Here is a 16,694-nt window from a genome sequence, read left to right as displayed (position 1 = left end):
ATACTTAAACCGTGAGCGTATAAATTTAAAATTCATAACGTGTGGCCTTTATTTCCAAACTAAGAAAAGTGCTTTAAGTTTTAGAAAACCGATATGGCGAGTTTGAGGGTTAATGAAGTCGCTAAAGAGGTAAGCTAAGCTCAGCGATAAAAGCGTACCGATGGCTGCGCCCACAGCGCCGTGTCGAGGAATCAAATACAGATTGAATCCGATGTTCGCGATTGCACCTAACACGTTGCGGGTCAGGTTTAACATTGGCTTAGATTCTGCCATGATCCATGAGCCAGAGGCTGTTCCCAAACACACGAAAACACCGCTCCAAATAAGGATAACCAAAATAGCAGCAGAGTCTTGATAGGTTGAGCCAAACAGTATGCCTATGAGAGTAGGCGCAAGAAAAGAAACGACAAGGGCGACTAAGTAAGATATTGCGACCAATCCAACCATCAGTTGATGGATGCGTTTCAAATACAATTCTTTGTCTTCACTGCGTTGACGAACAATCGCGGGAAATGATGAAGCGACCAATGCGGCCGGAATGAAATACCACGCTTCGGCCAGTCGTGAGGCAACCGAATATTCGCCAACTGCGCTATCGCTTAACATGTTACCCAGCATGATTTGATCAATCCTCATGAACACAAGGCAGGCAAATCCAGCAAACAACTCCGGCCAGCTATGAACAATCAAAGACCAGCCGTAGCGAATATCAACGTTTTTTAGTTGAATGTCGACACCATATGAGCGCCCCGCCATCCATAGGGCCGCAGCTGCACTGATGGCTTCAAGTGTTGTGACTGCTGCAAACGAAGTAACGTCAGCATTGCCTAAAAGCAGCGCTACTTTTACAAAAAGAAAAAGCACGAAGCTTAAACTGCGAGCGATTGCCGTATGGCGTGATGCACTTTTTGCCTGGAAGTAAAGATCAAAAACGTCAAATGAGCTGAATGCAATTGTTCCAGCAATAATGCCTACAAGTAAAGGTTGTCCTTGGTTGAATGCAATGCTTACGGTGATGGTGATGATGTAGCAAAGCACGGAAACTAGCAGGCGCCATGCAAGGGTTGTCGCAACTATTTTGCTTTCGAAATCCCTTTCATTTGCATGAAAGGTCAGTTCTCTTACAACTGTTCTGTTCAGGCCTAAAGTCGCAAAAATTCCTATCAATGAGGAAAGTGCTATTGCCAGACTTAGTGCACCGAAGTCATTCGGACCGAGGTGCCGAGCGATCCAGAGACCGACGAAAAGGCCGCCAATCATTCTTAAGGTGCGTTCGGCGGCAATCCATCCTGTGTTTTGCAAAATGTTTTGAAGCCCTGGTCTCGACTGAATTTGTTTTATGAGCATGTCACTCGCGATTATTTTTTGGTTATGGGCTGTGCACTCTCTTTCTTTCAGAATAAGAGGTTGGTAAACCGTTTGACTGCGCCAGCGATATTGATTTTCAAGGATATTTCCTGGGTTAGTGTCGGTTTGTTTTGCTGTTTATTTCTTCAAATATCAGTGCGTCTATTTCTGCCTTAAGCGCTTCGTACTCTTCCATCTTTCTTTTCAGGAAGTTGCTGGTCAGCTTGGCTTTTTCTTTAATGCCGCTGGGCGTAAGCACATACACATACCCAAACTTGTTCTTGCTGTTGGCGAAGTTTTGCATCTTCACCAGACCTTTTTCAGTCAGTGCTTTCAGGCAGTAGTTCAGTCCGCCCACGCTTACGCCCAGCTTTTCAGCCAGTTCGCGTTGGGTAAGGTCTGGGTTTTCTTCCAGCAGCCGCATAACGCGGTAGTAGGTGTCTTCTTGAAGTTTGGCTTGGCGACTGGTCATGTTGAGAGTGTTTTGGGCACGCTACCGCCGTGCTGTTGAACGATCAGCAAGCGCGGGTTAATACGTAGCTTAACCAAGTTTTGTTAAAGTTTGAACAATCAAAGTCTGTCAAAGGCAGTTTTTTCACAGGTCCCCGCAATTGCGGGGAAGGAGCAGTTTGTAGGCTCGGCTTTAGCGCAGCACCAAATCCGAAATGGCCCTTTGAATACCAACACTATTCTGTTTGAACTGGATTAGTCTTCTTTCAAGTATTTGCAGGTATTGCTGCAGGTGTTGCTCTTCAAACGGTTTAAGGCCGGTTAGCGTGGCTAAAACACCTTTCGCGCTTGTTTCAAGCATATCGATTTGCTTTGCAAACCGCTGGCTGACCAGTTTGCCGGGTAGCCCACATGCGTGTGCAAAGCAGGCCAGGTCGTAGGTGCTGGGCAAAGCGCCATTATCCAGAAACTCATCCCCTAGCCCCATGGCCCAGTCGTGAGCAAAGTCGAACAGCAGCACATTCACCAGATCGTAGAAAGGGCTCAATTCAATACCTTGTGAATCCACGAAAAAGCTGAGGTTTTTTGCATGGCAATCGGCATTGCCCACCAACAGGTTAAAAATTGTCCAATCCAGCAGTTGCAAGGTGTGCTTGGCGGGTTGTTTGGCCCACTGTTGTGTGGCAAATAGCTCAGGAAAAGAAACGCCATCGCGAATGTGGCGGGTGTGTTTACCATGGGCAAGCGGGCGTTCGTATTTTTGCATGGCATCGCGGTTTAATAATTGACAACCGTCGATTGTGTGTTTGCGTTGTACCAGGGTGTGGTCATGGTTGAAACGCCTGTCAAAACGTTCAACCAACAACGCACTGTGCTCGCCAATTTGTATTTTTTCAGCCCGGTTAACTGGCAAGCCAACTGCTTTGGCCAATTGAAGTGTAAACAACTCATTAACAACCAAGCCGGGTGCTTTAGCTGACTCAAATTTTAGCAGGTGGGTCGATGCCCAAGCCCCGTCTGCAAAGCCCAGGCCTTGTGTGGGGTGTTTCATCACATTAAGTTTGTCTTGTACGCCAGCGGCTGACAGGCGTACTTTTCCGTTCCAAACAGCCAGGTTTCTGTCGTTCTCGTTGAGTCGTTTTTCTAGCTCGCACAAATCAAGGGGCTGGAATTGTGCCGGTTGTTGGAGTTGTTCAATATTTGCTGCCAAAGCCAGTGAGCCCGGGGCTTCAAGGCCAAGTGTGCCCAGAATTGCAAAGTGGTTTTCTTTGCTGATGGCGAGGTACCGCAGGGCTTTGTCGAACACGTTGCCTTCAGGGAACATGTTGCGCAGAAAAAGGTTGGCTGCTTTTTCGCTCGCCGGGCCGTGCAGCGGCAGGTGCGGTGAAAGTGCGAAGCCTTGTTCTCGCCATTCTGGGGAGTATTCAAAGCGATGAATGCGCGTGTACTCAAAATGCACGGTGGCCACATGCTGTTGGCCCATGTACAAGCCAAGGGTTTGGTGTTCAGAACCAGCCATCGTTACCCCCGGTTGGCGTGTTCTGCAGCTGGGCACGTAGTTGCACACCCAAGCTGTCCAGAATTTTGAAAACCGTGGCCAGCTTTAAGGTTGCGGTTTTATTTTCGGCGGCAACAAAAGTACCAAGACTGACGCCACCGAGTGCAGCGGCCTGCTCAATGGTTAAACCCTGTTGAGTACGGGCTGCTTTGATGAACAGGCCAAGGGATGCCGGGTCGCATGGGCTGCTGGAACTGGGGGTAGGGGTTGGATTGACTTTTTTCATAAATTCTACTCAATTAGAATTATTTCCAATCATACTATCTAATGTGTAAAAATTCCAGCGTATTAGAATATTTCATTCAGGCAGTTCCACGGTTTATTTAAATTCCACTACATTGGAATATATTCAAACCCCAACACAAGGGGTTGCGATACCCGGGCCGGGCGTTGTTGGTACGCCAGGCAGGCCTGTAGCTGACCTTGCGCGATGAAGGGCAGCAGATGTTGTAACAGATCAATTTCTGCAACAAAGTTTTTGCAGTAGGTGCGCGCTATTTCGTGCAGAACTTGTACAAGTTTGGTTCGGTTTTCAGCCAGCGCAGTGAATTGTTGTTGGTTCAGGTTCAACACTGCATGCACAGCCTCGAATCCATATAACTGCTGAAGGTAAGTGTCCATGTCGGGGCGTGGGTGTTGCACCCATTCGCCAGTGTGTTGGGCGTGCAAAGCCCAGCGCAAGCCTTGCAATCGGTTATTGGGGTCGGCTTGTTTTTTAATGTGTTGCAGGGTTTGAATAAGCGGCCAGTAACTAGCGTGGTGTACCAAAGTGTCTGCAAATGGCTTGCGGCCTTGAATTGCAATTAATGCGCGCTGCCCCGGTGTAAGCGGCGGGGGGGTACGCAAGGGTGGTTTGACCACAGGGTTGTCGGGGTTGGCAAAGCTGAGCGAGCCCAGTTGTTGGCCGTTGTGTTGTTGCAGTTGGGTAAGGTGGTCAGCGTGCAAACTGGCGTGCTGTGCAAACACCGGAAACAACTCAGCCTGTTGGTAAAAGTTGGTGCTGGGTGGCATCAGCAAACTGACCCATTGTTGCTGCGGGCTGTTGCTGCTGTAGTGAAACCAAAACCCATTGGCTGCGTGGCCCAACCAACCGCAGGGTTTGCCGCTGTTGAACACTTGCAGGGTTTGAATTGCGCTCACTGGGTTTGAAAGTGTTGTTGTGCGTTGCTCAAGGTGGGCCATTGCACTGGTGCGGCGCTCAGCCCAAGGCCAAACACCCGAAGCACCGCCATTGCGGTTGAAAATGAAACGTCTTCCCCGCGTTCAATTCGAAAAATGGTGTCGCGGCTTACCCCGGCCAATTCAGCCAGGGTGTCGGCAGTCATTTTCCCACCTTTGGGGCCGGCTTGCAGGCGTTGGCTGCGCACCAGGGCGGCCATGTCAAGCTGATTTTTCAGCAAGGGGTACTCATTTGGTTTGTCGATTAAATGCATTGAAAATGTAAATGTAATTAAAACGATGCATTAATCATACTAAAAGTTGGTCTTCCACGCTTGGAACTTTTACCCCGGCACCTTAAGCTTTCGCTTTGAATTCAATTAAAGCAAGGCACCTAGCAATGACTAAAGTGGCGTTAATTACCGGCGTAACCGGGCAAGATGGTTCGTACCTGGCTGAATTTTTGTTGAGCAAAGGCTATGAAGTGCATGGTATTAAGCGCCGTGCTTCGCTGTTCAACACCCAGCGCGTGGACCACATTTACGAAGACCCGCACGTAGAAAACGCCCGCTTTAAACTGCACTACGGCGATCTTACCGATTCTTCAAACCTGACCCGGATTATTCAACAAGTGCAACCCGACGAGGTTTACAACCTGGGTGCACAAAGCCATGTGGCGGTTAGCTTCGAGGCCCCTGAATACACGGCCGATGTTGACGCCATGGGCACGTTGCGCCTGCTGGAGGCGATCCGCTTTTTGGGCCTTGAAAAGAAAACCCGTTTTTACCAAGCCAGTACTTCCGAATTGTATGGTTTGGTGCAGGAAATTCCGCAAAAGGAAACTACACCCTTTTACCCGCGCAGCCCGTATGCAGTGGCAAAAATGTATGCCTACTGGATTACTGTGAACTACCGCGAAAGCTATGGCATGTACGCGTGTAATGGCATTTTGTTTAACCATGAAAGCCCGCGCCGTGGCGAAACCTTTGTAACCCGCAAAATTACGCGCGGCATGAGCAACATTGCGGTTGGCTTGGAACAGAGCCTGTACATGGGCAATATGGATGCGCTGCGCGATTGGGGCCACGCGAAAGACTATGTTGAAATGCAATGGCTGATGCTGCAGCAAGAAACCCCCGACGACTTTGTAATTGCCACCGGTGTGCAGTACAGCGTGCGCCAGTTTATTGAAATGACTGCGGGCGAGTTGGGTGTAACACTGCGCTGGGAAGGCAAGGGCGTGGATGAAAAAGGCATTGTGGTGAAGGTAGAAGGCGACAAGGCCCCTGCCTTGAAAGAAGGCGATGTGGTGGTGCAGGTTGACCCACGTTACTTCCGCCCCGCGGAAGTTGAGACCCTGCTGGGTGACCCAACAAAAGCGCGTGAAAAGCTGGGTTGGGTGCCACAAATAACGCTTCAGGAAATGGTGCAGGAAATGGTGGAAGTGGATTTGAACGCCGCTCGCCAGCATGCATTGTTGAAGCAGCACGGTTACAGCGTTGCAGTGAGCCGCGAATGAACAAGGGTGCAAAAATTTATGTGGCAGGCCACAGGGGCATGGTGGGCAGCGCCATTGTGCGCCGCCTGAATGCCTTGGGTTACACCAATATTGTGGTGCGTACCCATGCTGAACTTGACCTGTGCAACCAGGCTGAGGTCAATGAATTTTTTGCAGCCGAGAAGCCCGATGCCGTGGTGTTGGCGGCAGCCAAAGTGGGTGGCATACACGCCAACAACACGTACCCGGCTGAGTTTATTTTTCAGAACCTGATGATGCAATGCAATGTGCTGCAAGCCGCGCACGCCAGCAATTGCCAGCATTTGCTGTTTTTGGGTTCAAGCTGTATTTACCCCAAGTTGGCTGAACAGCCCATGACAGAAACTGCATTGCTAACCGGCACCTTGGAAAGCACCAACGAGCCTTACGCGGTTGCAAAAATTGCAGGCATTAAATTGTGCGAGAGTTACAACCGCCAATATGGCCGCAATTACCGCAGCGTAATGCCCACCAATTTGTACGGCGAGAACGACAACTTTCACCCCGAGAACAGCCATGTAATTCCCGCCATGATGCGTCGCTTTCATGAAGCCAAATTGCGTGGCGACACCCAGGTGGTGGTGTGGGGCACCGGCACGCCAATGCGTGAATTTTTATATGTCGACGACATGGCCGCAGCCAGTGTGCATGTGTTGCTACTGGATGAACAAACCTACAAGGCGAATACACAGCCGATGCTAAGCCACATCAATGTGGGCACAGGCGTTGATTGCACCATTCGCGAACTGGCCGAAACCATGCAACGTGTGGTGGGTTTTGAAGGCAAGTTGGTATTCGACACCACCAAGCCCGATGGCACGCCGCGCAAGTTGATGAACGTGGATCGTTTGAAAGATTTGGGTTGGCAGTACAGCATTGATTTGGAAACCGGTTTGAAAAAAACCTACGACTGGTTTTTGAATAACGTGGAAGGACTAAGGCAGGTATGAACAACAGCAATCGAGTAGTCCCCGTGATTCTGTGCGGCGGCGCAGGCACCCGCTTGTGGCCTTTGTCGCGCAAGAACTTTCCGAAACCATTTTTGAAAGTGGGTGCAGAAAGTCTGATTGCGCAAACCGTGCGGCGTGCCGCAGCGGTGGTGAAAGCTGCGGCATCAGAAGACATTTTGCTGGTGAGCAACGAAAGCTATCAATTCCTGCTGCAAGACGAATGCATGCCCGTGCTGCAAAGCGAAGGCGGCAGCATGGCCTTGCACCAGTTGCTGGAACCACAAGGCCGAAACACGGCACCTGCCATTGCTTTGGCAGCACAGTGGGCACAGGCCCGTTACCCCGGCGAAAACCCGGTGCTGTTGGTGTTGCCTGCCGACCATTTAATTAACCCGGTTACCGAGTTTGTGCGTGTTGCGCAGCAGGCGGTGGCAGCTGCCCGCAAGGGTTGGCTAACCTGCTTTGGCATTACTCCCAGCACGCCTGAAACCGGCTTTGGTTACATTCAGCAAGGCGCACCAGTAGATGAAATTAACAGCGCATTTGCGGTGCAGCGTTTTGTTGAAAAACCCAAACTGGAGGTGGCCATGGAGTACTTGGCCAGCGGGCAGTATGTGTGGAACGGCGGCATGTTTGCCTTGCGCACTGGCGACCTGTTGCAGGCTTTGGAGAAGAATGAACCCGGCGTAGCCACCCAAGCGCAAGCCGTATGGGCAGGTGCGAAGGAAAGTAAAAATGCCAAAGCCAGTGGCAGCGTATTCACCTTCAACAAAGATGAATTTGCAAAGCTGCCCGACATCAGCATTGATTACGCGGTGATGGAAAAAGCCAGCAATGTGGCTGTGGTGGCTGCCAGTTTTCAGTGGAGCGACATTGGCAGTTGGGCCGCGCTGGCCGAGCAATGCACACCCGATACCCAAGGCAACACGGTTCAAAAGGAAGGCGAAGGCCAGCTGATTTCTATCGACAGCAACAACACGCATGTGCGCTTGGGCAACCGTGCTGTAGCCACTTTGGGTGTTGAGAATTTGCTGATCGTAGACACGCCCGACGCACTGCTGGTGGCCGACAAAAGTCGCCATCAAGATGTGAAGAAAGTAGTTGAAACCCTGAAAGCACAGGGCAGCGAACTGGTGAACTTTCACCCCACGGTGCACCGCCCTTGGGGCACCTACACAGTGCTGGAAGATTCCGCGGGCTACAAAATCAAACGCATTGAAGTAAAGCCGGGCGCATCGCTTAGCTTGCAAATGCACCACCACCGCAGCGAGCACTGGATCGTGGTCAGCGGCACGGCTGAAGTCACCAATGGCGACAATGTGTTTTTGGTGCGCAAGAATGAATCAACCTACATACCCGCGGGCAACAAACACCGCTTGGTGAACCCGGGTGTGTTGAACCTGGTAATGATCGAGGTGCAAAGCGGCGACTACCTGGAAGAAGACGACATTGTGCGCTTCGATGACGTGTATGGGCGGGCTTGAATTACAATCAAACGAAACACATGGGAACCGAACGCGTATGGAACGTTTGAATGAAAGGTCTGCTGATTTTCTGAAAGCCAGTCAAAGGTTGTCTGAGGCTTGCGCGCAACCCCTGGATTCATTTATTCGCGACTCGGTTATTCAGCGCTTCGAGTTTTGTTGGGAGCTTGCGTGGAAAACATTGAAGCTTCGGCTCGAGATGTTGGGGATTGTGGCTTTGAATCCTCGTGATGTATTCAAGGAGGCCTTGGTGGCCGGGTTGATACATGATGGAAACGCATGGAGCGAAGCCCAACGAATGAGGAGTCTGTTGAGCCATACTTATGATGAAAAATTGGCCGATCAGGTATATGGGTTTGTGAAAAATCGCGGCGACCTGTTGTTTCAGGAATTGGCCAATGAAGTGCGGCAATGGGGTGGGGCAGAGCGGTGAAGTATGGTCTTTCCACCCAAGTGATTGATCAGCTCAGGGCCGTATTTAGCCGCTATCCCGACATAAAGCTGGTGTATTTATTCGGCTCACGTGCAGCAGGAAATTTCAGGGACGGAAGCGATATAGACCTGGCAGTTCTTGCGCCTACCATGACTGAATCGGCTTTCACTGCCCTGTGGAACGAGATCGATTCGCTGCCGCTGGTTTTCAAGGTGGATTGCATTCACTTTGAGCAATTGGAAAATGCAGCCTTAAAACAAAAAATTCTCGATAGCGGTGTTAGGTTTTATCCAGCCTGATTTTCCAACTCTGGCATTTAACTTGACATCAACTCACTCAAGGTAGTGCGCAGCTGAACCCCACTCAGCGGTTTGTGCAAAATCTGGAAGCCAGAACTTCTGGCCTCTTGAATTCGACTGGGTGCGGTATCGCCAGTCAATATTACAGCGGGTACATTGCCTAGCTGTGCTTGTAATGCTTTGATCGCTTGCACACCAGTGCTTTTGTTGCGCAGGCGGTAGTCGGCCACAATGGCGTCGGGCATGCGGCCACGCGCCATTAAAATGCGCAGGGCGGTTTCAGCGTCTTCGGCGGCAATGGTTGAGCAGTGCCAGCGGCTTAGCATTTCGGTCACGCTGGCGCGCACCAAATCATCATCGTCAATCAACAGCACGGTTTTACCGGTCAGCGGTGTTTTGTTGCTGGCCAGTGTGCGGCCAGGTTCGTCGAGCAGGTGGTTGGCATCGCCTTGGGGCACTGTGACATAAAACATCGAGCCCTTGTCCACGGTGGAATTCACGCCAATGTCGTGGCTCAGCAATTTGCCCAGGCTGTGGGCAATGTACAAGCCCAGCCCCAGGCCTTTGGCCTTGTCGCGCTCGTGGTTGCCCAATTGGTAAAACTCTTGAAATACGGTTTCTTGTGCGCTGGCGGGTATGCCAATGCCGGTGTCGTGTACCTCGATCCGAATGTGCTTTCCTTTGGTTCGGCAACCCACCAACACGCGACCTTCGGGCGTGTACTTGATTGCATTTTCAATGTAGTTGCGAACGATCAGCTCGAGCAAGGCGGGGTCGGTGTAGGCGCAGGCCTTGGTTTTTGCCACGCGAAGATCCAGCCCTTTGTGCTGCGCTTGGATAGACAGTTCATTGCAAATGCGTTTCAGCAAAGGTGCCAGCTGAACGTGGCGCGGCTTGGCAGTAATGGCGGCTGCGTTTATTTTTGCAGAATCAAGCAATGCATTGAGCAAGTTGCGCAGGCCGTGGCCTGCCTCTTGAATTCGGTCCAGCAAACCTTTGCTGGGGTGGTTGGCCAGGTCTTCGCCAAGTGCATCAACCAAAAGCTCAATGGCTTGCACGGGTTGCCGCAGGTCGTGGCTGGCTGCCGCCAGAAAACGGGTTTTGGCGATGCTGGCTTGCTCGGCCACGCGTTTTTGCAAAGTGAGTTCGCTGATTAATTCTGCGTTTTGAAACCGCAGGCGAATCGATTGAATCACCATGTTTTGCAAGTTGCGGCCATAGTGAATATTGATCAGCACATACACAAAGGCCACGCTGCCAAGTACCCAGAAAAAGGGTGTGTTTTCCCAAAAGCAACGCGCAATGAATGGCAGCGAGGCAGGCAGTGCAAATGCCATGTACGCAGGGGTGTAGCAAGCGTGGGAAGACACGGCACCGGCCACCATGGCTGCGATGAAAATGGTCAATGCCATAAGTGCCATGGGTTCGGTTGAAAAAAACACGACCCCCGCAAACCCCCACAAAATGCCCGACGCGGCTGTGAACTGAATGGCCACGTTGATCCAGTATTTGGGATCGAAATGAGCACCAAGTTTGTTGAAGTGCCTGCGCACCCACCAGCGCAAACCAGTCAGCAAGTAAACCGCCAACAACCACAGCAACAATGCGCTGCCTTGGCCTGTGTGCCACAGCACGGCAACCAGGCCAGCCGACGAAGCCAATACCCCGTACAACACGAAGGGCAAGTGTTCAAATAAAAGTTTGGTTTGCTCGCGCAAAATGGAGAGCTGGTGCGGGTCTTCGGGTTTCATAAATAATGCAATAAGTAGTTAGCACTAAGCATAAGTGGTGAAGTGCGCGGCGTGCAATGTCTAAATGGGTGACCCCCGGTTTTTGTAACCCAAATTGTGGCTTCTCACCTGCCAAGGTTTCCACGTATGTTGGGTACCCCACACCCACCAATTGCACCGGAGGTTTGTTTGCTTCTATTTATTCCACGCCTTGCTGTGTGCATGGCAATACTGTTGACCGCTGCGTGCGCAAGCAAAACGCCCTTGCAAGCCGAGGGCCTTGCCACCACGGGCAAGCAGTACACCAGCACTTTGAAAAAGGTCAACGGTTTTGCACTGGCGCATACCCTTGAGTTCACCGCTGATTTGTTACCCAACTTGCCACGCGACAACACAACCCTGGTGCAACACACCGAGACCATGCAGAAACGAGCCGCCTTGTTGCACGCCGCAGGCGATTACCTGGACACGCAGGCCCTTTACTTTGCCGAGCTAAGTGCACTGGCCAAAGGCGACACCAGCACCGGCACCACGCGTGCGCTGAAAAAGCTGGTGGAGGCCTTGAACAAATCCCCCGACTTGGGCGGCATACCCAGGGTACAAAAAGATGCCTTGGCTGGTTTGGCCGGGCATGTGGCCAGCTGGAAGCATGGTGCACAAGTGCGCGAAGAATTACAGCGCAGTGCCGAACCAGTGGCGCAAGCACTGTTGTTGAACCAGCTGATTCTGGAAGAACAGATTCAGTGGATTACCCAGCGCGAGACCTTGGCGCGCCAGGTGGAATACCGCGAGAAAGTATTGAAGCCTTTTGTGGGCGACAAGAAGTTGGGTGAAACCTGGAAAAAAGCCTGGATGGAAAATATTAAAAAGCCACCCACCATTGAGTTGCTGGAACAAGCGAAAGCCGCCAGCATCGACATGCAACAGGCTTGGGTGAATGTGCTGCGCGGCGAAGGAAGTTTTGAGCATTTGCAGGGCGTTTTTGATCAACTCAATTCAAATATTCAGGCAGCCACCACCCATGAACCCCGATGATTTCAAGTTGATGCAGCACAATGTGCATGCCGTATTTTCTGCCTTGTATTTGATCGATGTAGACCACTTGAGTAGCGATGAGCGCAAACAGCACCAATATGCTTTGGCCGCTGCGTACCTGGCCTATGTGAATGCCGAGAATACAAAGTTTGATGAATTAAGCAGCAGCGCCAAAGGCGAGCTGGCCGAATTAAACGGGCAAGTAATCCGCATGCGTGAAGGTGTGGCAGGGCTGGCCACGCCCACCGAGAAACTGGGCGTGTTGGCCAAGGGGCTGGATGCCTTGGCGCGGTTGGCGCAAACCCTGCAAATTCCGTAAACTGGCGGTAGAACAACAAACGCAGGTTAAAAAATGAACCGCAAAGGCATTGTGTTGGCAGGTGGGCAAGCCACCCGCTTGTACCCGGCCACTGCCGCTGTCAGCAAGCAACTGCTGCCAGTTTACGACAAGCCCATGATTTACTACCCGCTGAGCACCCTGATGTTGGCTGGTGTGCGCGAGGTGCTGGTGATTTCAACCCCACACGACACCCCCCGGTTTGAGCAGTTACTGGGCGACGGCAGCCGCTGGGGCATGCGAATAGACTATGCCGTGCAAGCCAGGCCGGGCGGGGTGGCGCAATCGCTGATCGTGGCCGAGCCCTTCTTGCAGGCCGAGCCCTGCGCTTTGGTGTTGGGCGACAATTTGTTTTATGGCCAAAACCTGGTGCGGCAAATGCGCTATGCCTATGGGCAGAAGAAAGGTGCCACCGTGTTTGCTTATTCGGTGGCCAACCCGCAAGCCTATGGTGTGCTCGAACTGAACAGCGAAGGCACTGTAATTGGTGTGGAAGAAAAGCCCGCACAGCCCAAAAGCAAACAGGCGGTAACCGGCCTGTATTTTTTTGATGGGCAGGCCGCTGAAATTGCGAAAGGCCTAAGCCCATCGGCACGCGGTGAGCTGGAAATTACCGATGTGATTCGAACTTACCTGACCATGGGTCAACTTGAAGTGCAGCACATGGGGCGCGGCCAGGCCTGGCTAGACACCGGCACGGCAGACAGCCTGTTGGATGCTGCCAATTTCATTCAAACCATTGAGCGCAGGCAAGGCCTGAAGGTAAGTTGCCCCGAAGAAATTGCATGGCGCAACCAGTGGATTACTTCTGCGCAATTGGCTGCGCTGGCAAAACCACTTCGCAACAGCGGCTATGGCGACTATCTGCTCGGCTTGCTGGAGGCGGGGGTTTGAACAACTTCGTAACTTGCTCGAATGATTTTTTGAAATTCGGGTGAAATGCTGTGCCAGTCGACTAAATCGACTTTCCAGGGTAAATCAGATTCTGAAAAGGCTTCTGCCAAACTGGCACGGGTGTCCAAGGGAATTGGTTTGTTGTCGACCAAGGCCAAGTCCAAGTCTGAAAAGGGTTTTGGATTGCCTTTAACCCTTGAGCCAAAGGCCCACACTTCACAATGCGGCACTATCTCGCTGAGAATTTTTTGAACCAAGGCAAGCTCTTTGTCTTGTAGTTTCAATTGTTCCTCGAGTGAAGTTGCGCATTTAGAAATTTGGCTTCTTGCAAGAAGGCAGGAATTTCGGCTACAACCTGCAAAGCCACCGATTCGTCATAGGTGTGGCTGGTTCTTGCGCGCATTTCCCGGTACTTTTTCCAATGTGTCCAGTCGCTCAGAAGCAGGCCTTGTTCATTGCCTGTGCGGATCAGGTCTTGGAACGCCAATTCATCAATCTCGGCTGGGTTGGGTGATGTGGATTCCAGAAACCGTTTCAGCATTTTATGGCCAAGCTCGTAGGTAAATTCGAAGCGTTGAATCAAGCCATCCCGAATTTGGGTGTCAGTAATGTCTTTCTCATAGCGCTGAATACCTTCATCGAGTCGAAGTATGGCATTGTCGAAGGAGCTGAGTTCTAGGATCATTCTGGAATTATCTATTGGTGATACACATGAATTGTAACCTTACTCCTTTAAACGGTTTATTGCTTTTAACGCCTGCGGTGTACACCGATGCCCGTGGCCATTTCTTTGAAAGCTTCAATGCGAAAACATTCAAACAGGTGGCCGGTATTCAGCCCGAGTTTGTTCAAACCAATGAGTCGCTGTCAAAGCGTGGTGTGTTGCGTGGTTTGCATTGGCAAACGGCACCCAAGGCGCAAGGCAAACTGGTGCGGGTGGTGCATGGTGCTGTGTTTGATGTGGCCGTGGACCTTCGCGAGAATTCGGAAACATTTGGCCAGTGGTATGGCTGTGAATTAAGCGACGCCAACCATGTGCAGTTGTGGATACCGCCCGGGTTTGCGCATGGCTTTTTGGCGTTGACGGATACCGCCATTACCAGTTACCAGGTCACCGAACACCACAGCCCGGAACATGAACACTGCATGGCCTGGAACGACCCAGTGTTGAATATTGAATGGCCTTTGAAACAGGCCGGGGTGGCAAAGCCAACCCTGTCGCCGAAAGACGAACAGGGTTTGGCCTTTACAAGTTTGCGCTAATTACAAATCGACGCTGACAATTGCCTTGATGGTTCGCGGTGTGCCCACGCCAATCAAGCCGTTGCCTGCGGTGCTATAGTAGTTTTTGTCGGTTGGGTTGTCGACCACCAACTGGAACTGCGTGGGTGTGCTGCCAATTACAGTTGCATAACGCACGCCCAGCGAGGCCACGGTGTAGCCGCCGATGAATGCCTGATTCTGGTCATTCACAGCACGTTCGCCGGTGTAATACAGGCCACCGTTGAAGCTTAAGCCGGGCACGCTGATCAGGCGATATTCTGCAAACAGGCTGGCGGTTTTCTCGGCAGTGTTTTCAGGGACCTTTCCAACTGTGGCCGGGTTGCCGTCGTTTTGTAGTTCAGCGTCCATCAGCAGGGCCGATGCTGCAATTGAAAGCTGCTTGTTCAGCTCGCCAGTCCAGGCCATTTCGAAACCGCTGTAGTTGGCTTTGCCGTTCAGGCCAAACACTCCGAGAGTACCGGGTGGCGAACCGGCTGGGGCGGGTTGTAAAAATGTTGAGGCGCGATCAATGTCGAAGTAGGCAATTTGCGCCAAACTGTTTTGACCAATCTTGAATTTTGCACCCACTTCGCGTTGCTCAGATTTTGCCGGGTCGAGCAACTGAAATGCATTGGAAGCAGTGGCAGGGGCCTGGCCCGATTCTTCCAAACCTTCCACATAGCTGGCGTATAGCGACAAGTCCTGGCGAGGCTTGTACATGACTGCAAAGGAGGGCGTGGTTTCTTGCGCGTTGTACAGGCGCACCGTGCGTGCGCCATCGGCGGCCACTTTCAGGTCTTCGGTGCGGTAGTCGCCTCGGCGAAGACCTGCCAGCACTTGCCACTGTTCATTTAACTGCATGCGGTCGAACACATACAGGCCTTGGTCGTCAATGGTGACCGCCGAGTAGGCACCCGTGAATGACACGTTTTGTGGGGCAATGTCGCGTGGGTTGTACAGGTTTTGACTGAAAATGCTTTGCGGCGCGGTTACACCTGGTGTGTTGCTGGTGCGGCTGTTCGTGGTGTAGCCAAACGACAGGTTGTGCTTGATCGAGCCGGTGGCCAATTCACCGTAAATTTCACCACGGTAATTGGTGTTGTCGAACTGTTGATTGCGGCTGTAGAAAATTCTTAGTTGACCTTCGCCAGTGTTCAGGTCGTAGTTTTCAAAGCGTGAAAACGCGCGGTCGCGAGTGGTTTCAGCGTAACCGGCTTCAAACAGCACACCCCAGGAATCGCTGAGTACATAGTCCACACGCGCCAGGTAGTTTTGTGCGTTGGCATCGTATTGCTGCCATTCACCGGCCAGGTTGGTTTTGTTGTCGGGCACGGGGGGCAAAGTAACTCTGCCATTGACCGCAGGCAGCAAGGCGATGGCGGCTTGTTCGCTGACCGATTTTTCGTAATGCTCAACATCGAATCGAAAGCTGAGGCGATCTGTAATTTTCCAGTCGTAAGCGATGCTGGCCAATTCGCGTTCGCCACTGAATTTGTTCACGCCAATGTCTTCAGAACCCTTGACCAGGTTTACCCGCAGGCCCTGGTTGTCGTTCTCGCCAAACTTGCGGCCCCAGTCAATGTGCGTCATGGCTGCGCCATGTTCGTTGACGCTTTGGTTTAGGCTGAACACGGGCTTGTTGCCAGCGCGTTTGGTCACCAAATTCACCACGCCCGAGGGTGGAATAAAACCGTAGTACAGCGATGAAGCGCCCTTGAGCACTTCAACCTGTTGCTTGTTCTCTAGCGGTACATCGACCAGGTTGATGATGGGCAGCGAGCCGTTTAAGCGGTAGTTGCCACGGTTTTCAACCAGAATGCCGCGAATGGCAATGTTGTCATAAGTCGATCCGTTCAATTGCGAGCGGGTAACACCTGCCGTGTTGCGCAGTGCGCCAAACAGGGTGGTGGCCGATTGTGCGTCGAGCACTTCGCGGGTGACCGAATTAACTGTAAGTGGTACGTCAATGGGGGCCGTGTCACGGAAGGTGCCAACCTGCACGGCGCTGCTGGAGTAGCTGCCTTGTTCACGGGCTTGTACTTCCACTTCCTGAAGTTCGGTGTTGTTTTGTGCCAGGGCGGTGGCTGGCAGGCCCAAGCTGAGCAGGGCCAATGCGATTGGTTTGAGTTTCATGATGATTGCTGTGATGGATTTTATTTTATGAAGGTAAGATACTAAACGATAATTACTCGTATTACTAATATCAATAACACAAACCG

At 51.8% G+C, this 16,694-nt stretch carries 19 protein-coding genes; 9 read left to right on the top strand and 10 right to left on the bottom strand.

Annotation, left to right across the window (positions count from 1 at the left end; all coding sequences use genetic code 11):
- Positions 1–48: 48 nt before the first annotated feature.
- The 6 genes from ACVL1J_RS00885 to ACVL1J_RS00860 all read right to left on the bottom strand — a co-directional run bounded on the left by ACVL1J_RS00885 (position 49) and on the right by ACVL1J_RS00860 (position 4,788).
- Positions 49–1,347 carry a flippase gene (locus ACVL1J_RS00885; protein ID WP_491665036.1) on the bottom strand — a complete coding sequence of 433 codons (1,299 nt, stop codon included), beginning with the start codon at positions 1,345–1,347 and terminating at the stop codon, positions 49–51.
- Between the two features lie 115 nt (positions 1,348–1,462).
- A complete protein-coding gene (locus ACVL1J_RS00880; protein ID WP_491665035.1) occupies positions 1,463–1,819 on the bottom strand; it encodes a MarR family EPS-associated transcriptional regulator in 357 nt (118 codons plus the stop codon).
- Between the two features lie 171 nt (positions 1,820–1,990).
- On the bottom strand, positions 1,991–3,316 hold the full coding sequence (locus ACVL1J_RS00875; protein ID WP_491665034.1) for a HipA domain-containing protein: 1,326 nt from the start codon (positions 3,314–3,316) through the stop codon (positions 1,991–1,993).
- Positions 3,303–3,581: a helix-turn-helix domain-containing protein gene (locus ACVL1J_RS00870; protein WP_474563574.1), complete on the bottom strand. Its 279-nt coding sequence runs from the start codon at positions 3,579–3,581 to the stop codon at positions 3,303–3,305. Before ACVL1J_RS00870 ends, ACVL1J_RS00875 begins: the two co-directional genes overlap by 14 nt.
- 107 nt (positions 3,582–3,688) lie before the next feature.
- A complete protein-coding gene (locus ACVL1J_RS00865; protein ID WP_474563573.1) occupies positions 3,689–4,495 on the bottom strand; it encodes a hypothetical protein in 807 nt (268 codons plus the stop codon).
- Positions 4,492–4,788 carry a helix-turn-helix transcriptional regulator gene (locus ACVL1J_RS00860; protein WP_491665033.1) on the bottom strand — a complete coding sequence of 99 codons (297 nt, stop codon included), beginning with the start codon at positions 4,786–4,788 and terminating at the stop codon, positions 4,492–4,494. Before ACVL1J_RS00860 ends, ACVL1J_RS00865 begins: the two co-directional genes overlap by 4 nt.
- A gap of 125 nt (positions 4,789–4,913) precedes the next feature.
- On the opposite strand from ACVL1J_RS00860, the gene gmd reads away from it, so the two are divergent.
- From gmd to ACVL1J_RS00835, 5 genes are read left to right on the top strand one after another with little or no spacing between them, the layout of a single operon-like run.
- A complete protein-coding gene (gene gmd, locus ACVL1J_RS00855) occupies positions 4,914–6,032 on the top strand; it encodes a GDP-mannose 4,6-dehydratase (RefSeq protein WP_491665032.1) in 1,119 nt (372 codons plus the stop codon).
- The gene (gene fcl / locus ACVL1J_RS00850) at positions 6,029–7,000 is read left to right on the top strand and encodes a GDP-L-fucose synthase (RefSeq protein WP_491665031.1); all 972 of its coding nucleotides are present in this window, start codon (positions 6,029–6,031) and stop codon (positions 6,998–7,000) included. Before gmd ends, fcl begins: the two co-directional genes overlap by 4 nt.
- Complete coding sequence (locus tag ACVL1J_RS00845; RefSeq protein WP_491665030.1) at positions 6,997–8,484, top strand: mannose-1-phosphate guanylyltransferase/mannose-6-phosphate isomerase; 1,488 nt, start codon at positions 6,997–6,999, stop codon at positions 8,482–8,484. The genes fcl and ACVL1J_RS00845 overlap by 4 nt, the downstream gene beginning before the upstream one ends.
- Positions 8,485–8,521: 37 nt before the next feature.
- Positions 8,522–8,917: an HI0074 family nucleotidyltransferase substrate-binding subunit gene (locus tag ACVL1J_RS00840; RefSeq protein ID WP_491665029.1), complete on the top strand. Its 396-nt coding sequence runs from the start codon at positions 8,522–8,524 to the stop codon at positions 8,915–8,917.
- Complete coding sequence (locus tag ACVL1J_RS00835; RefSeq protein ID WP_491665028.1) at positions 8,914–9,216, top strand: nucleotidyltransferase domain-containing protein; 303 nt, start codon at positions 8,914–8,916, stop codon at positions 9,214–9,216. The genes ACVL1J_RS00840 and ACVL1J_RS00835 overlap by 4 nt, the downstream gene beginning before the upstream one ends.
- Positions 9,217–9,233: 17 nt before the next feature.
- On the opposite strand, the gene ACVL1J_RS00830 is transcribed toward ACVL1J_RS00835, so the two are convergent.
- Positions 9,234–10,967 carry an ATP-binding response regulator gene (locus tag ACVL1J_RS00830; RefSeq protein WP_491665027.1) on the bottom strand — a complete coding sequence of 578 codons (1,734 nt, stop codon included), beginning with the start codon at positions 10,965–10,967 and terminating at the stop codon, positions 9,234–9,236.
- A gap of 201 nt (positions 10,968–11,168) precedes the next feature.
- On the opposite strand from ACVL1J_RS00830, the gene ACVL1J_RS00825 reads away from it, so the two are divergent.
- The 3 genes from ACVL1J_RS00825 to rfbA are packed head-to-tail and all read left to right on the top strand — an operon-like array spanning position 11,169 to position 13,212.
- On the top strand, positions 11,169–11,981 hold the full coding sequence (locus ACVL1J_RS00825; protein WP_491665026.1) for a hypothetical protein: 813 nt from the start codon (positions 11,169–11,171) through the stop codon (positions 11,979–11,981).
- The gene (locus ACVL1J_RS00820; protein ID WP_159568113.1) at positions 11,968–12,300 is read left to right on the top strand and encodes a hypothetical protein; all 333 of its coding nucleotides are present in this window, start codon (positions 11,968–11,970) and stop codon (positions 12,298–12,300) included. The genes ACVL1J_RS00825 and ACVL1J_RS00820 overlap by 14 nt, the downstream gene beginning before the upstream one ends.
- Before the next feature lie 33 nt (positions 12,301–12,333).
- Positions 12,334–13,212 carry a glucose-1-phosphate thymidylyltransferase RfbA gene (gene rfbA / locus ACVL1J_RS00815; protein WP_159568114.1) on the top strand — a complete coding sequence of 293 codons (879 nt, stop codon included), beginning with the start codon at positions 12,334–12,336 and terminating at the stop codon, positions 13,210–13,212.
- Here rfbA and ACVL1J_RS00810 read toward each other — a convergent pair.
- Positions 13,179–13,496, bottom strand: coding sequence for a nucleotidyltransferase family protein (locus ACVL1J_RS00810; RefSeq protein ID WP_491665025.1), 318 nt, complete (start codon positions 13,494–13,496; stop codon positions 13,179–13,181). The two genes, rfbA and ACVL1J_RS00810, sit on opposite strands and share 34 nt — an antisense overlap.
- Positions 13,493–13,897 carry a nucleotidyltransferase substrate binding protein gene (locus ACVL1J_RS00805; protein WP_491665024.1) on the bottom strand — a complete coding sequence of 135 codons (405 nt, stop codon included), beginning with the start codon at positions 13,895–13,897 and terminating at the stop codon, positions 13,493–13,495. Before ACVL1J_RS00805 ends, ACVL1J_RS00810 begins: the two co-directional genes overlap by 4 nt.
- A 26-nt stretch (positions 13,898–13,923) precedes the next feature.
- Between ACVL1J_RS00805 and rfbC the strand changes: the two genes are divergently transcribed.
- A complete protein-coding gene (rfbC, locus tag ACVL1J_RS00800; RefSeq protein WP_491665023.1) occupies positions 13,924–14,475 on the top strand; it encodes a dTDP-4-dehydrorhamnose 3,5-epimerase in 552 nt (183 codons plus the stop codon).
- On the opposite strand, the gene ACVL1J_RS00795 is transcribed toward rfbC, so the two are convergent.
- Positions 14,476–16,608 (bottom strand): TonB-dependent siderophore receptor, encoded by a 2,133-nt coding sequence (locus tag ACVL1J_RS00795; RefSeq protein WP_491665022.1) that lies wholly within the window; start codon positions 16,606–16,608, stop codon positions 14,476–14,478.
- Positions 16,609–16,694: the final 86 nt, after the last annotated feature.

The organism is Limnobacter sp. G6BE5S, assembly GCF_058448965.1.
The sequence above is the reverse complement of the archived record's forward strand: the minus strand, read 5'-3'. Positions and strand labels throughout refer to the sequence as shown.

What these genes read in the sequence shown, in the direction of transcription:
- ACVL1J_RS00805 (WP_491665024.1), bottom strand. Translation starts at nt 13,897, where the DNA reads ATGATCCTAGAACTCAGCTCCTTCGACAATGCCATACTTCGACTCGAT.
- ACVL1J_RS00820 (WP_159568113.1), top strand. Translation starts at nt 11,968, where the DNA reads ATGAACCCCGATGATTTCAAGTTGATGCAGCACAATGTGCATGCCGTA.
- ACVL1J_RS00860 (WP_491665033.1), bottom strand. Translation starts at nt 4,788, where the DNA reads ATGCATTTAATCGACAAACCAAATGAGTACCCCTTGCTGAAAAATCAG.
- ACVL1J_RS00880 (WP_491665035.1), bottom strand. Translation starts at nt 1,819, where the DNA reads ATGACCAGTCGCCAAGCCAAACTTCAAGAAGACACCTACTACCGCGTT.
- ACVL1J_RS00840 (WP_491665029.1), top strand. Translation starts at nt 8,522, where the DNA reads ATGGAACGTTTGAATGAAAGGTCTGCTGATTTTCTGAAAGCCAGTCAA.
- ACVL1J_RS00870 (WP_474563574.1), bottom strand. Translation starts at nt 3,581, where the DNA reads ATGAAAAAAGTCAATCCAACCCCTACCCCCAGTTCCAGCAGCCCATGC.
- rfbC (WP_491665023.1), top strand. Translation starts at nt 13,924, where the DNA reads ATGAATTGTAACCTTACTCCTTTAAACGGTTTATTGCTTTTAACGCCT.
- ACVL1J_RS00795 (WP_491665022.1), bottom strand. Translation starts at nt 16,608, where the DNA reads ATGAAACTCAAACCAATCGCATTGGCCCTGCTCAGCTTGGGCCTGCCA.
- ACVL1J_RS00825 (WP_491665026.1), top strand. Translation starts at nt 11,169, where the DNA reads ATGGCAATACTGTTGACCGCTGCGTGCGCAAGCAAAACGCCCTTGCAA.
- ACVL1J_RS00845 (WP_491665030.1), top strand. Translation starts at nt 6,997, where the DNA reads ATGAACAACAGCAATCGAGTAGTCCCCGTGATTCTGTGCGGCGGCGCA.
- ACVL1J_RS00875 (WP_491665034.1), bottom strand. Translation starts at nt 3,316, where the DNA reads ATGGCTGGTTCTGAACACCAAACCCTTGGCTTGTACATGGGCCAACAG.
- rfbA (WP_159568114.1), top strand. Translation starts at nt 12,334, where the DNA reads ATGAACCGCAAAGGCATTGTGTTGGCAGGTGGGCAAGCCACCCGCTTG.
- ACVL1J_RS00830 (WP_491665027.1), bottom strand. Translation starts at nt 10,967, where the DNA reads ATGAAACCCGAAGACCCGCACCAGCTCTCCATTTTGCGCGAGCAAACC.
- gmd (WP_491665032.1), top strand. Translation starts at nt 4,914, where the DNA reads ATGACTAAAGTGGCGTTAATTACCGGCGTAACCGGGCAAGATGGTTCG.
- fcl (WP_491665031.1), top strand. Translation starts at nt 6,029, where the DNA reads ATGAACAAGGGTGCAAAAATTTATGTGGCAGGCCACAGGGGCATGGTG.
- ACVL1J_RS00885 (WP_491665036.1), bottom strand. Translation starts at nt 1,347, where the DNA reads ATGCTCATAAAACAAATTCAGTCGAGACCAGGGCTTCAAAACATTTTG.